This is a genomic window from Streptomyces sp. NPDC005722 (assembly GCF_040630935.1).
GTDB lineage: Bacteria > Actinomycetota > Actinomycetes > Streptomycetales > Streptomycetaceae > Actinacidiphila.
Window position 1 is genome coordinate 1 of record NZ_JBEXYN010000063.1, and the last position, 14,927, is coordinate 14,927.

Below are 14,927 nucleotides of genomic sequence, written 5' to 3' on the forward strand. Positions count from 1 at the left end.
CCACCAGCAGCTCCTGGCTCAACCAGGTCGAGCGGTGGTTCGGTCTGCTGACGACCCAGCAGATACGGCGAGGCGTCCACAAGAACATCCAGGTCTTGGAGAAGGACATCCGCACCTGGATCCAGACCTGGAACGACGACCCGAAGCCCTTCGTCTGGACGAAAACCGCAGACGAAATCTTCGAACGCCTCGCCGGATATCTGAACCGAATCAACGACTCAGGACACTAGTCTCATCAGGAGGAAGTGGCTGAGCAGGCACAGCGAGCCTTTCGATGCGCAGCCATACGATCACTCTCAGACGCTGGAACTTCCGTGATCCAACTCACCCCGAAGTTCAAGTCGGCCGAAATGATCAACGACGTCAGGAATTACCACCTGGGCCTTCTAGCTCGAATCGCTCCGCAGCGTCGAGCAAGTACTGCGGCAACTTTGAACTGGCTGCCAGCACCTCTATGCCAATTAGACGCCCAGCCTCGTCGAAGTCGAGATTGATCATGCCTCCGACCCCGGCAGGACTGCACGGATACGTCCGCGCCACCTGAGAGCGTACTTGCGGATCGACGAAGTACACGTAGGCTGCATTTACTTTCAGATCGTGAGTAACTCTGACATCCGCCACGGTCATCACTTTCCTTGAATTTCGTTAATGTAACTCTTCTTCACGTCATTTATCACGGTATTTACCCTCCCGTCGATAGTCTTGGCGACAAATAGTTTGGTTTTAGGGTCATAGTAGCCCAACTTCCACTGGCCCTCGTGATGATACGAGAAGGGCTCCCGGCTAAGGAGGGCTTGAGCATCCTCGTCCGAAACCCCACGCTCCCGCAGACGCTCCGTAGCGTGAAACGTGAACTCATCCTGGCGAGCGGCCTTGGGGCGCCGAACAACCGGCTCTCCCCAATTACAGTAGCATTCATCTGCATGAGTGGTATCGCCGCATGAATTATGTACGAGGAGCGCAGCCGTCCCCGCAAGCACATAGTATGTGTGGAGGTCGGCGACGGTGAGGTTGTACATGTCGCGGTTACCGGGACGGATTTTCACCTTGACAACTTGCACCCGGGTGCTGTTCACGGTGTTGAGGGCGTCGCCGGCTTTCAGTTTCCCTGCGGGCACCCAGGCCTGGCGGCTGAGATTCCAGAAGGGGTGCTTGGCAGTGGTGTGGAGGGTGGTGACCTTTCCGTCTGCTTTACGGATGTCGAGGTCGATCAGGTCGTAGTCGTGATTGACCAGGGTGGCCGTGACCCTGTGGCCCTCGCGATGCTTTCCGGTTTCAGGGTCTGCAGCCTCCACCTTGTCGCCCTTCTCAACGGCGGCAATGGGCTTCGTTGTGCCGTCGTCCATCAACACCGGCGTGTCGGGGGTAAAGCTGCAGCCCTTGAGCTTTCCACTCAAGCCCAGGGTCAGAATGTCTACGGCAATGCCAGCCACTTCCATCTTCATTTCCCAGGCTGCGGCGTCCTTCCTGCATTGGGCATAGTGATCGATGCAGAAATTGGCAGCTATCTTCCGTGCTCCGGCCGGGTCATCTCCGTGAGCCAGGAGATATTGGTATGCCTTTGCGCAGGCAAGCCGGCCGTAACAAATAGTTTCCATTCCGTTGCCGAAAGCGTTTGTGAAGGGCTCCCAGTACCCGCCCTCAGGGTGGGTCATCTGATTCGGACCGAAGATCATCAGCTGGCCGGACAACACGTCGGCATCGTAATTGCCGTCGCTATCGGTGCCACCTGTGCCACCTGTGCCCCCGGTGTCGCCCCCACCCCCACTGCCGCCATTGCCCTCACTAGCGGGTTGCCCTGCACCTCTGGGGTTTGTGTTCGACGTGGGGCCGCCGTCTTTGCGGGGTTCGCTGTGGCCGGTGCCGTCGTCGATCCAGAGGCCGGTGGGGTCGCTTGAGGTGACGGGGCTGTTGTTGGCGTAGCTGTAGCCGTTCATCTGCTGGGGGTCGCCCGTGTCCAACACGGGGTCGACGCTGATGAAGCGGCCGGTGGTGGTGTCGTAGTCGCGGGCGCCGATGTGGGTGTAGCCGGTGGTGGTGTCGATGTCTCCGCCGACGAAGCCCTTCTGGCCGGGCCAGAAGGTAGGGGCCGTTCCACGGGGGCCGCCGTAGGGGAGAGTTTTGCGGCGGTTGACGGCGAGTGTGGTGGCGCTGATAGAGAGGGTGTTGGTGCCGTGGTGGTCGGCGACCAGCAGCCGGACCCGGCCGTCGGAGCTGGTGCGGACAGCGGAGCCGCCGGGGACGTTGTAGTAGCGCGTGCCGGCCAGGGTGCCGGCGGCCTTGGTGAGGACGAGTTCCTGGCCACCGGGCAGGTAGAGCGTGGTGGTGGTGGGTTCCCGCTTAAGGATGCGGGTGCCGTCCGCGTCGTAGAGGAACTTGGTCACGCTGCCGGAGACGGTGGAGGTGGCGAGTTTGCCCTCTTCGTTCCAGGTCAGGTCCTGGACGGCTCCGGTGGCGGGGGTCTTCTTGGTCAGGTTGCCCGTGTCGTCGTACTGGTAGCTGTCGGTGCCGGTGGCACCACCGGTGGCGGTGACGGTGTTCACGGCGTGGGGCCGCGCCGCGCCTGCGGTGGTGGGGTAGCTGTAGGTGCGGGTGGTGTCGGCGGTGATCGGGCCGGCCTTGTGCTGGGTCTCGGTGGCGCGGCCGCCGGTGTTGTTGAAGGTCCAGCTGGTCCAGTACGGGTCGACGGTGCCAAGTGCCGGGCTGCCGGTGCCGTTCACCGGTTTGGTGGTGCAGGCGTCGGCGGTCGTCCAGGCCTCGGTCAGGCGTTGGGCCCAGTCGTAGGAGAAGCACTGGTCGTCGGCGATGGTGGCGTCGTTCTGGACGTCGCGGATCCGGGTGACGTTGCCGACCGTGTCGTAGGTGTACGTGATATTCGACAGTATCTGCGGGTTGGACGCCTCGCGGTCGACGGTCGACGTGGTCAGTCGCCGGGTGACGGTGTCGTAGCCGAGGGTGTTGAAAACACGGGCGCCGGAGTTGCCGAGCTGCGCTTGGGCGAGTTCACCGAACGGGGTGTAGGCGGCCTCGCGCAGGTAGGCCTGGGACAGGCCGTCGACGCTGTTGAGCTGGTCCTGTACGCCGTAGTGGTTGGTGACCGTCTCCGCGGGCAGCGCGGTGGTGGCGTTGGTGTTGCCGGTGCTGTAGGCGGTGGTGGCGAGCATGCCGCTGACCGGGGTCGTGGTGGTGGCGACCGTGTAGGTGCCGGCGAGCTTCTCCTCACCGGTCACCGACGGCACTGTCACCTTGGTGCCGGTTGACTGGCCCCCACTGTCGTAGCCGGTCACTTCAGTCTTATAGGCGGCCGCCGGACTGACGGACGTGTCATAGCGCGTAGCGGAAGCCAGCAGGCCGAGGCCCTTGGTCGCGGTGTCGTAACCCCACTCAGCGAGCTTCGTACCGGTCACCGATCCGAGGCGCAGAGTGGTCTTGCGGCCAAGCTCGTCGTAAGTGGTAGCCAGGGTACTGGCCTTGGAGGTGCCGAAGGCGGAAGTGGTGGTGTCAACACGGCCGTCGGTGCCGTAGGTGGTGCTGGACTTGCCCTTGTCGGGGTCCGTCGTAATGGTCGGGCGGCCCCGCAGGTCGTACTCGTAGGTCCACGAGTTGCCGCCGGACGGATCGGTGACCGTAGCCAGTTGGCCTGCCCGGTCGTAGGCATAGGACGTCTTCTCGTACTGGCTCGCAGCCGCGCCGATCACCGGGTTGCGATCCTTGTACTTGCGCAGTTCGGTAGTGCGGCCGCGGATATCAGTGATGACCAGCTGGGCGGTACCGCCGATCTCAGCGGTGCCAACGCGCGGCGGCAGCGTTGCAGTCCAGGTGTCGCCGTAGGTGGTGGTGGTGCGCCACTTCTCCTCGTTCAGAGACAACGTCACTGCAGCCGTGGGACGGCCGCGCCCGTCATACTCGGTCACGTCCGAACGGGGGACCTGGTTGGGCGGGGTGCTCAGCAGCGTGGTGGACACCGCGCCGCCGTTGTAGAACGGCGCGTTCGTCTGGAACGGGCGGCCGAGGGAGTCATAGAAGGTGTCGGCGACGGTGCGGCCGCTAACGAGGATCGCATCGGTCTGGGTCTGGCGCTGCCGCAGGAGCGAGTCGTAGATCGTGACCGAGGTGCCCCATGTGCCGTCCTCGTACAGCGCCTTCGACGTCACCGTGGATGGCGCGGAGGCGGAGATGGCGTAGGTGAAGGTGGCGTTGGCACTGGTAGTGGCGCTGTCGCGACCGGCGCTCCAGCCCTTGGCCAGTCGGCCAAGGCTGTCATATTCGCTGGTTGCGGTGTTGCTGTTGGCGTCGGTGGTCTGCAGGGTCAGGCCGCGCAGTCCGTCGAATTTCGTGATGGCGGATTGCTGCTTGACGTTTGTGACGGTGACGGTGGTGGGCTGAGCTCCGGTGAGGGGCGCGTAGACCGTGGTGACGGGCTGGCTGTCCTGGCCCTTGGCGAGGGTGACGCGCCCGTACTGGTCGAAGGTGGACTGGCCGGTGGTCTCCCACACCAGTTGTGAACTGGCGTCAAGCTTGGACGCCTGTTCGGTCTTGGTTGTGTTCGTCGTCTGGCGCGGCTTGGGTGCGACGCCGAGGGCCTGCGCGTCATAGGTCGTGCGGACGGCCTCGGTGACCGCGGAGTCGGCGTAGGAGCTGTTGCAGGTGGCTTGGGCGACCGTGGTGACCTGTTTGGGGTAGTTGATCAGCCAGTTGGTGGTGTCGGGGGTGACGTAGTCGGTGCGGGTGCAGGTCGCTTGCACACCGCCTGCGGTGTCGCCGTTGTCGCCCTGAGCCGTGATCAGGCCGTAGGTCGTGTCGTAGTTGCGGGTGGTGGTCAGCGTCCGCCAGCTCCCGGAGTCCAGCAGAGTGCTGGCAGCCTCGGTGACCGTGCCCGAGAGGTGGGCGACGGCGTCGGGCAGCGTCGGGCCGGGAGTGGTGGGCTTGTCGGGGTCGGTGATGCCCGTGATGTTCTGCGTGGCGGTCGCACCAGATACCCACGGCGTGTAGGTGGTCTTGGCGACGATCTTGCCGCCGGTCCCGTCCTTGTCGTAGGTGCGGGTTTCCGCGATGCGGCCGGCGAAGTCGTCTCGGTTGGTGACACCGTTGATCGTCGACTGCGGCCGGGCGCTGCCGTCAGCGAGAGTGTCCCCGGCCATGCCCGTGTAGTAGAGCGTCTCGGTCTTGGTGCGGTTCGTTGCGCCGGTCAGTGTGCGGACCGTGCCGTAGCCGCGGAAGACGTTCCAGGAGCGTTCCTTGTCGAGGGTGAACTCGGAGACGTTGCGGCGCCAGTTCGGGCCGTTGCTGTACTCGTAGGTGGTGGTCTTCGACTCGGATCCGCTGCCGGCGGTGGTGTCGTCTTCGATGACCTGGGTGACCAGGTACTTGTGGAACCAGTCCTTGACCGGGTCGACCGCGCCGTCCAGCGTCCACCACGAGGGGTAGCAGCGTTTGGTGTTCTGGTCTGCAGAGGACGGCAGGCTTGTGGCGGTGCACTCGGTCGGGCTGTACGTGACCAGCGTCTGGCCGCCGGTCTCGTTGGTGATCTGGGTGATGCGGTACTTATTCAGCGGGGGCCGGCCCTCGGCCGAGTCCACCCGGTTCGGCATCGGCGTACCGGCGAAGGAGATCTTCGGCAGCGTCAGATCCGCCAGGGCCCCGGCCTTGCCGGTGTGCTGGATCGAGTCCAGCCACAGGGCCGGCTTGGACACGTCACCGGTCGCGGGGAACTTTTGCGTCAGCGTCCAGGTGTCGACCGGCTGCATGGTCGTGCCCTGCAGGGCGAAGGTGTTGATGCTGGTCAGACGCTTGCGGGACCAGAATGACGGGCTGGACTGCAGGCACTCCGTGCCACTGGTGCAGTTCAGGTCCACCGGTACGTCTGGCCAGTTCGTGGCGTGGGCTTCGTCGAAGGTGCCGCAGTTGGACAGGCACCTCTCGTCGACACCGAAGGTCACCCGGCCTGCCGGGTTCGTCGTGGAGTACACGGCGCCGGCACGAAGCCCGTAATCGATCTTGTTCAGGTAGCCGCCACGGTCATAGGGCTGCGGGGAGTCGGTCTTGCCGTTTTGTGCGTAGTAGCCCTTTTCCTCCTTGGTGTAGTACAAGGCCATGGCGTCGTTGTGTGGGTCCACGACGTAGTCCAGATTCCACCGCCAGCCCTGCATCTCGGCCGAGGAGGCGAAGTCCGAGTCGTGGCCGGGCTCGCCGGTGTGGTTGCCGTAAACCGGAACAGTGAAGACCGAGTTCGTCTCCGCCTTGCCGCTGGTCCAGCCCGGCAGGCGGTTCTTGCCGAACCAGTACTGGGTGCCGTCCAATGTGGTCAGCTTCCAGTACTCGAAGTCCTCGTCACCGTTGACGTCGTTGGGCGAGCTGCCGAAGACCTGCTCGACGCGGGAACCGTCATCGTCGGCGAGCTTCCAGGTGCTCTTGCCGGCATCCCAGACGAGCTGGGTGGAGTTGCCGTTCAGCGACAGCGTGGCGTTCTTGGACTTCCAGCACAGGTCGCCGACCTTGGCCGTGTTGTTCCCGCCCTGCTTGTCGTTCTCACAACTTGCGTACGTGCGCTCAATGAACCCCTGCGCATACTCCCAGCCCTCGCCAATCCACGAGGTCTGGTTGTTCGTCGACGAGGTGCGCCCGTCCACCGACGAGGAGTTGTAGGACAACGCCACATTCGGCTTGAGGTTGCCCGGCACTGGCGGCACCGTCATGGGCACGCTCCAGCCGAAGCCGCCGGAGTTGCCGCCGGCCGACCACGACCCGGACGGCGACAACGACGTCGCCTTGAAAGAGCCCTCGTCGCCGTCCGCTGCCGCCGTCGCGGCCAGCACCACCATGCTCGCCGCCGCGCTGGTGCGCGCCGCGGGGGACGTGGATCCTGTGCTGCCCTGGGCTGGGAAGGTCACGGTTGCAGTCAGGGTGCGGGCCGCGGTGTCGTTGTCGGTCGCCAACGGCACCCCCTTGACGCACTTAGCCTTGTCCGGGGTGGTCAGCGCACACGGAGGCAGCTGAACCAGGCGCAGGCGCGAGGACCAACCGGCACCGAACGCCGACTCAATCGCCGCATAGTCGACCTGGACGTCAGCCGCCTTGGCCTTCCAGGAAGTTCCGGCGGCGGGCTGAACTGTAAGGAGCAGGCCCTGGATGCCGGCTCGGTCCGTGGTCTTCCGGTCCGCGAGGGTCACGCGGAGCCGGGCCCGGCCGGGGATACCGGCGAGGTGCTTCTTCGCCTTACCGCCTGCGGTCTTGGCGGTCGGGAGTCCGACACGGACAGGGAGCGTTCCCGCTCGCACCTTCTGCGGACGGGCAGCCTTCGTCGCTGCGGTGCCGGAGTCGGTAGGCAGTTCGACATCCGCTTGCCCACCCGCAGGCCAGTCGGCCTTCTTTGGTGGACGCCAGGTCCCGCGTTCCGATGGCGCACGGTGTATCAAGCGGCGGGTGACGAGGTCTTCGCCCGGCACTGAAGCTGTCTTGGGCACTGGCCGTGGTTTAAAGCCGTCGCCTGGCTTGGCCCAGGCCGGAGCGGCGAGCAGCGAAAGACTCAGGGCGGCGGAAATAGCACCCACCGTGGCAGTGCGCCCGCGGCGCAAGCCCATCAGGTTTATCGAAAATGGCATGCCAAAGCCACGACGGAACACTTTGGAAACCCCACCCCTAGGCCTGCGTCATGTGAAGAACTCGCAAAGCAAAGCTCATCCCATGGCCTCTACACAAGAGGACAGAACGGCATTTTTCACCGTGCATAAACTTTTCCGTCAACCGAAATCGATGCAGATCGGACCTTCCGGATCAAGGCCATTGATCAGGCCAGATGAGCCGGGCGAAGGGCAAACAGGGGCGCACTCGGGTGTTCATACGCCCCTACGCCCGCCACCCGGAATTGGGGTCTCCATTCACGTCAACATCCCCCATCCTTCTTCACGCACAGCCAAGGACTTGGGAAAAGCCACGTAATGTGAATATCCTGCGCTGTCACGCACCACGCGTGCATTCAGGAAGGTTGGACATGACAGACCCGCGTTCGCCCGGCGGCAGAAAAAGACGCTCTATAGCGGTCCTTCTTGCCCTGGGGCTGCCGTTGACGGCAGCCACCACCCTTGCCCTGCCGTCGGCCTCGGCGTCGGCTTCGGCTTCGGCAGCCGACGACAGCCCCGCGTCAAACACCGGTCGTTCCGAGGTCCAGGCGTTCGACGTCGCCGCGAAGACCGGTCAGCGAGTGGAGATCCTGGACCGTCGGGAGGAGGCCGCGGAGACCTTCGCCAACCCGGACGGCACCACCACCCGCCGCCAGTACGTCGCACCGAAGTGGTCGCGGTACGAGGGCGTCTGGAAGGAGGCCGACGCGACGGTCGTCCGGCGATCCGACGGAACCGTGGGACCCGCCTCACCGGTCTTCGGCATCGCCTTCTCGGGCGGTGGTACCAGCCCGCTGGTCACCATGGCCAAGGACGGTAAGAAGCTGTCACTGTCTTGGCCGAGCGAACTGCCGCAGCCCCTCCTTGAGGGCAACACAGCCCTTTACAAGTCGGTCCTGCCAGATGTGGACCTGAAGGTCACCGCTGAGGTTGACGGCTTCGCTGAGCACCTCATCGTCAACACGCCCCAGGCTGCAGCGAACCCCGCTGTCAAGAGCATCAAGCTCGGCGTCTCCACCAGTGGCGTCACCCTCACCGACGACGCCAGCGACAACCTGATCGCCAAGGACCCCGAGGGCAACGTCATCTTCAGTGCACCGCGCCCGATGATGTGGGAGCAAGCCGCTGCCGGCAGCAAGTCGGCTGCCGTGACGGGCGCCCGGTTGTCGGCGGAGAACGATGGGGACAAGCTTCAGAGCGCTCCGGTGGGCGCTGGGATCTCCGGGAACACTCTCACCCTGACGCCGGATCCGACGCTGCTGGCCACTGCCGATCAGTTTCCGCTCGTGGTGGACCCCGTCTTCACCGGCGGTAAGCGTGAGAAGTGGGCCGTGGTGTACTCGAAGTACCCGACCGAGGCCTATCCGAACGGCTCCGGCTGGCACTCCGACACACCCAGCGACGAACCTCGCGTCGGCTACAACGGAACCGGCGCCACCCGCTCATTCTTCGCGATGAACACCGACGGCCTCGCCGGCGCAGACATCCTCGACGCGACCTTCTCCGTCGTAGAGACCCACTCCTGGGGCTGCGACAAGTCCCTGGCTGGTCCCACCGAACTGTGGTCCACCGGTGGCATCGGCACCACTCCGACCTGGAATGACCAGCCAAGCTGGGCAGACAAGCTCGTTTCTGACTCCTACGCCCACGGGAACCCCACCTACTGCCCGGGCAACGAACCACACGACTACGCGTCCACCGCCCTGACGAGCTACGTTCGAAAGGCTGCCGACAGCGGCTGGGGCACCTTGGTCTTCGGCCTGCGAGCTCCCAGCAGCTACGAGGACAACGTCAACAGCTTCAAGCGGTTCACCAACAGTCCCGCCCTCGAGGTCAAGTACAACTTCAAGCCGACCGTCGACGACCACGACGCCTACGAGGGCACCTACGCCCCGGGCGGCGACGGCAACAAGCAGGTACCCTGCGGCGGCGCCATCGGCAACAGCGGCCTGGCGGTGACTGCGAAGCTCACCGACAAGGACGGTGGCCAGGTCACCGCCGAGGTCGTCGTGACTAACTCCACCGGTGGCACGGTGTCCTTCCCCAAGTCCACCGACACCGTCTCCAGCGGTCAAACAGCCCAGGTCACCGTCCCCAAGAAAGTCCTTACCGGCACGTCATACAGCTGGAAGCTGAGGGCCAAGGACGATGAGGACACCTACAGCGCATACACCGCAGCCTGCGCCTTCAGCATCGACGCCCAAGGGCCTGAGAAGGCTGTCACGGTAACCAACACCGACGGCACCCCCGCCGACGAGCAAATCCCCCCCGACGGGCAAACCCCCGGACGCTTCGACATATACCCGGCGCGCAAGCCCGTCACTCTCAACCTCTCCAACCCCGCCAACGACCTCGCAGGGTTCTGCTGGCGTGCAGATTTCATTCTGTCCGCATCGAGCACCCGCTGCGCCTACGGCACCTGGGTGAACGTCGGACCCGACCACCACACCGCCACCATCACGGTGACGCCCGCCGGCTATCCGCTCAGCACCTTGCACGTCGTTGCCTACGACACCGCTGGCAACCACTCCCCCCTTGACTCGATGGCAGACGCGGTCGTCCTCCACACCAGCCCAGCCGACTTCGTCTACGCCCCGGACCAGATCCCCGGAACCGGGCCGGCGACGCATCAAGATCTCCCCGGTGACCTGAACGGCGACGGGTACGTGGACATGGTCGCCACCGACGCGGACGGCAAGCTCCGCCTGTACGCCGGAGACGGCACCGGCAAGGTCGCCACCGCTCAGACCATCGGAACCACCGGCTGGACCGATGCGCTCATCGCCCACCGCGGCGACCTCACCGGCTTCACACAACGCGGTGGGATCCCGGACGGCTACGAGGACTACGTCGTCCGCCTGGCGGACAACAAGCTCTACGTCTACGGCGGCGACGGCCGGGGCGAGCCGAACTACTACACACGTCACGAACTCCCGCACCCGCAGTCTCTCGACTACGCCCCAGACTGGGGCCGCATTCGCCAGCTGACGCTGCCCGGTGACATCGACAAAAACACCACTGAGGGCCACGCGGACGGCAACGACCTCATCACCATCGAGTGCATAGATGACATTGACGACGGAAAGGAGGAATGCAACAACGCAGCCCTGTACCTGTACAGCGGAAACACCTACCTCGGCGCCCAAAACCCAGACGATCCGTTCGACTTCGACCTGAACCACCGCGTCACCCTGGGCACCAGCGGCTGGAAGGACCTCACCATCCTCGCCGTCGGTGACCAAAACGGTGATAAGGTCCAGGACCTCCTCGTCCGCAGCCCCAGCACCGGAGTGCTCTACCTCTACCCCGGCCAGCTCACCAACGGAGTCTTCTCCCTGGGTACCCGCAGCGTGTACGGAACGGCGGGCTGGCAGAACCGACCCCACCTGGCCTCACCCGGCAACGTTCAGGGAACCGTCGTCACAGGCACCTTCGAAGACCCCGACGCTGGCATTCACGTCACCTACCGGCAGTTCCAGCCCACCCCCGGCGAGACCTACGGTGACCTGTGGGCTACTACTCCTGCCGACCCCACCGCCACCGTCAACTACGTCGACGACACCGGTGCCGCCAAGTCCACCACATGCCCCAGCGGCTGCCTGCTCTTCTACCCCGGCGGACCCGGCACACACAGGAGCCCGCGCCTAGTGGGAGCCAGCGGCTGGGACACCATCATCACCAACATCTTCTAGCACCCAGCCCCAACCAGGACTGACAACCCGATCCCGTCACGACGATCGACGGGCCGCGAACAGAAAGGGTGGCCTTCGGCTCCAGCCAAAGGCCACCCTTTCCGCGTCCCCCCTAATCTGCACTCCTGCCGATCGCGCCGGTCAGTAAGAAACACAACTCGGTCGCCGGGCCTCGCCGAGGACGTGGCGAGAGATGACGCGTTCCCCCTCCCCCTACCGCTGAGCACAACCACATCCACCTGAGGTGCATGGCGCCGATTTCACTCAGCGAAATCAATGGTGACGTGCCGTGAAAATTTACCGGCCCGCATACCAGGGCAAACACGGTTCAACAGGTCAGCGCGCTCGTGATCCCTGTTGGAAGCGGTGAGTTGGCGCCGTACGGTGCCTCGTACTCGCACCGCGACACCCGCCGCATGATGGGCCGCCGTCTCAGGAGCACCACTCCCTTCACGTGCGTCGGGCGTCACCGAGGATATGCAGCCGATGCCAGGGGGAGGCCACCCGTGCCGAGCACCACCGACCAGCGCCGCCGAACAGCCCAGGGCGCGACCGTGGCCGCCACCGTGTTCGCGGGCGTTCTCGCCCTGGCCGCCTGCAGCGGCGGCATGGAGGACACGAAGCCGGCCGCTGCACCAGGCTCTGTGCAAGCGACCGCCTCGAAGGCGGCCGCGGCCTCGCTGGACCCGACCGGGGCTGCGAAGGACAAGGTCGTGGCCGCGTTCCAGGGCCTGGTCGACGCGGAGACCGCAGGATTCGCGAAGGCGACATTCGAGGGCACCGACATCGAGCACTACGCCTCCGGGCAAGTGCTGGCCGACGGAAAGAAGACGCTGCTGATCAACCGGGCCAACGGCATCGTCACCAAGGGCAAGACCGCGTTCACCGTCACCAAGGCCTCCGTGGACCTGTCCGTGAGTCCGCACCGGGGCTCGCTGACCGTGTGCTGGGACGACACGAACTGGACGCCGGTGAAGAAGGCCACCGGCAAGAGCGTTGCCGCGCCGAATCAGGCCCAGCGGTACGTGGTGAACTCCAAGCTCCGCACGATCGGAACCCGCTGGGTGGTCACCGACAGCACCGCCGCGCGGGACCAGACGTGCTGAGGCGGATGCTGGCGACCGCCGCCATGGCGGGCACTCTCGGACTTGAATCAGTCAGTCCGGCTGTCGCCGACAACGGGGTGGTCTGCCCCGCCATCGGCGACTGCTCGGTCGGGGTAACCGTGCCCGGCAAGCCCGGCGGCACCACGAACAGCGACACGGGAACAGGGGGCAGCAACGGTTCCCGCCGGTGCCAGGACACCCTGCTGAACGTCGAGGTGCCCTGCTACCTGAAGGATCTGGGGTGGTGGAGCCCGAACTGCTACTTCAAGGTCATGCAGCCGCAGCCGCCGGCCGGGGACCCGGCCTGGCAGGGTCACAAGCCCGGTGCCGGCGCCGTCTACGACGCGTACTGCCCCGATGAGGGGCCGCCGGTGCAGTGGCGGGCCGCGCCGCCGCCGGGCATGGACGGCGGGGTCGATCCGGCCCAGCTCGCCGCCGAGGCCGTCAAGCGACTACCCATCGACGGCCCGGACATCGGGATCGTGCCCGAGCCCGGCACGACGGGTGTGGTCGGGATGCCGGTGTGGCTGTGGAACCACACCAGCCCCCGTACCTGGGGCCCGGCCCCAGAGTCGGTCACGGCGGGCGGCATCACGGTGACGGCGACAGCGCACGTGTCGCAGATCGTGTGGGACATGGGCGACGGCCACTCCGTCACCTGCGGCGCCGGCACCCCCTACAAGGAGTCGGAAGGGGCGAAGGAGTCCCCCAGCTGCGGCTACCGCTACGCCACCACCTCCGACGGAGGTGAGGGCGACGTGTTCTGGGTGACCGCGACCGCCACGTGGGACGTGCACTGGGGCGGCGGCGGACAACGCGGCGACCTCACCACGACCCGCTCCTCCCAGGTCCAGCTGCGCGTCGGCGAAGTCCAGGTCCTCGGCCGATGACCCGCTGACCTCCCCACAGCAGGAGGCACCCTCATGAGCAGCACCACCCGATCGCCCTCCCCGGGTTCCGCACCACCGGCCCCGGCGGGCCCGCCGACCGGCCCGGCGGCCGCACCGCGGATGGTCCGGCAACGCCGCCGCCGCCCTGGCTTGATCGCCTTGTCGGTCGCGCTGATCGCCGCTGGGGGGCTGTCCGGCGCGGTGCTGTACTCCAGCTCAGGGCATCGCACCGCGGTGGTCGTCATCGCCCGGGACGTACAGGTCGGCGCGCGTATCAGCGAGGCCGACCTCGCAACAGCGTCGATCGCACTGGACCCGGCCGTGCGGTCCGTGAAGGCCTCCCGAGCCAGCGGCCTGGTGGGGCAGCGCGCCGCGACCGACCTGAAGGCGGGCTCGCTCCTCGCTCCCGCGCAGGTCACGGCGCAGTCGCTGATCGGGCCGGGTGAGCAGCTGGTCGGGGTGAGCGTGAAGCTGTCCCAGCTCCCGGCGACACCGCTGGTGCCCGGACAGAAGCTGCTGATCGTGTCCACCCCTGACCCCAACGCCGCACCAGGCCGAAACGCGTCCAACGGCGACGGCTCCACGCCGGAAAACGGGGCGCAGCCGGTGACGCTGTCGGCGAAGGTCGTCGCGGTCGGCCGGCCCGCGGCCGCCACGGGAGCCGTGGTCGTCGACGTTGCCGTGCCCGCCGCCGAGGGACCTGCGCTGGCCGCCCGGGTGGCGACCGGGAACGTGGCCCTGGTCGTGGTCGTCCGGGACGGTTCGTGATGGCGGTCATCGCGCTCGCTGGAGGCCTCGGCGCGCCGGGTGTCACGACCACGGCGATGGCGCTGCTGCTGACCTGGCCGCTGGAGAGCGGGCATCGGGTGGTGCTGGCGGAGTGCGATCCGGACGGCGGGGCGATCCTGCCCGGAGCGCTGCAGGGCACCCTCGGTGGCACGCACGGGCTGCGGAACCTGGCGCTCGCGGCGCGGCAGGGTCAGTTGGGTGAGGCCTTCTGGCGGCAGTTGGTCGACGTCACCGACGCCGGCACCCGCGACCGGCTGGTCCTGCCCGGCCTGTATGACCCGGCGCATGCGTCGTCGATGGGCCCGGTGTGGAACCCGCTGTCGGCGATGTTCGCCGGGATCGAAGCCCACGCCCATGACGTGCTGGTCGACCTCGGCCGGCGCGGGGCGTTCGGTCCCTCGCAGGTCCTCGCGCAGCGCGCCGACGTGGTGCTGCTGGTCGCCCGGAACACCCTGCGCGGCTTGCAAAGCGCCGAAGTCCGTCTCGCCGCGCTGCGGGAGCAGCTCGGCACCACCGCGGAGGTGCGGCTTCTGCTGGTCGACGCCGGACCGTTCCCCGCTGGCGAGGTCCAGCGACAACTGGGTGTTGAGGTCGTCGCCACCCTGCCGTGGCGGCCGCGAGAGGCTGCGGTCCTGTCCGACGGCGGCGAGCAGCCGCGGAAGTTCGAGGTGTCAGAAGTGATGCGCGCGGCCCGGTCGGCGACCACGCGGATCCGGCAGCTGGTCGCCACCCGCCGGGCCCGCCTCGCCGTTCCGGCAGGGGGTTCCCTGGAGGGAAGGGCGGTGACCGGTGCGCGCTGAACCCCTGCATCACCAGCCTGGGCCCCCACCA

At 66.3% G+C, this 14,927-nt stretch carries 7 protein-coding genes and 1 pseudogene; 6 read left to right on the plus strand and 2 right to left on the minus strand.

The window, feature by feature from the left end; translation table 11 throughout:
- A pseudogene (locus tag ABZ479_RS38220) lies at positions 1–230 on the plus strand (IS630 family transposase); the annotation flags it as partial.
- A 133-nt stretch (positions 231–363) separates the two neighbouring features.
- Here ABZ479_RS38220 and ABZ479_RS38225 read toward each other — a convergent pair.
- Together ABZ479_RS38225 and ABZ479_RS38230 are read right to left on the minus strand one after the other, a co-directional pair.
- Positions 364–627 (minus strand): DUF2283 domain-containing protein, encoded by a 264-nt coding sequence (locus ABZ479_RS38225; RefSeq protein WP_500465870.1) that lies wholly within the window; start codon positions 625–627, stop codon positions 364–366.
- The gene (locus ABZ479_RS38230; RefSeq protein WP_500465871.1) at positions 627–7,580 is read right to left on the minus strand and encodes a polymorphic toxin-type HINT domain-containing protein; all 6,954 of its coding nucleotides are present in this window, start codon (positions 7,578–7,580) and stop codon (positions 627–629) included. The genes ABZ479_RS38225 and ABZ479_RS38230 overlap by 1 nt, the downstream gene beginning before the upstream one ends.
- A gap of 410 nt (positions 7,581–7,990) precedes the next feature.
- Here ABZ479_RS38230 and ABZ479_RS38235 point away from each other — a divergent pair, with 410 nt between their 5' ends.
- From ABZ479_RS38235 to ABZ479_RS38255, 5 genes are all read left to right on the plus strand, one after another.
- Positions 7,991–11,311, plus strand: coding sequence for a hypothetical protein (locus ABZ479_RS38235; protein ID WP_500465872.1), 3,321 nt, complete (start codon positions 7,991–7,993; stop codon positions 11,309–11,311).
- A 554-nt stretch (positions 11,312–11,865) separates the two neighbouring features.
- Complete coding sequence (locus tag ABZ479_RS38240; RefSeq protein WP_500465873.1) at positions 11,866–12,417, plus strand: hypothetical protein; 552 nt, start codon at positions 11,866–11,868, stop codon at positions 12,415–12,417.
- The gene (locus tag ABZ479_RS38245) at positions 12,411–13,307 is read left to right on the plus strand and encodes a hypothetical protein (RefSeq protein WP_500465874.1); all 897 of its coding nucleotides are present in this window, start codon (positions 12,411–12,413) and stop codon (positions 13,305–13,307) included. Before ABZ479_RS38240 ends, ABZ479_RS38245 begins: the two co-directional genes overlap by 7 nt.
- A 33-nt stretch (positions 13,308–13,340) precedes the next feature.
- Positions 13,341–14,075 (plus strand): SAF domain-containing protein, encoded by a 735-nt coding sequence (locus ABZ479_RS38250; RefSeq protein ID WP_500465875.1) that lies wholly within the window; start codon positions 13,341–13,343, stop codon positions 14,073–14,075.
- The gene (locus tag ABZ479_RS38255) at positions 14,075–14,896 is read left to right on the plus strand and encodes a CpaE/TadZ family protein (RefSeq protein WP_500465876.1); all 822 of its coding nucleotides are present in this window, start codon (positions 14,075–14,077) and stop codon (positions 14,894–14,896) included. The genes ABZ479_RS38250 and ABZ479_RS38255 overlap by 1 nt, the downstream gene beginning before the upstream one ends.
- The last annotated feature ends 31 nt before the right edge of the window (positions 14,897–14,927 follow it).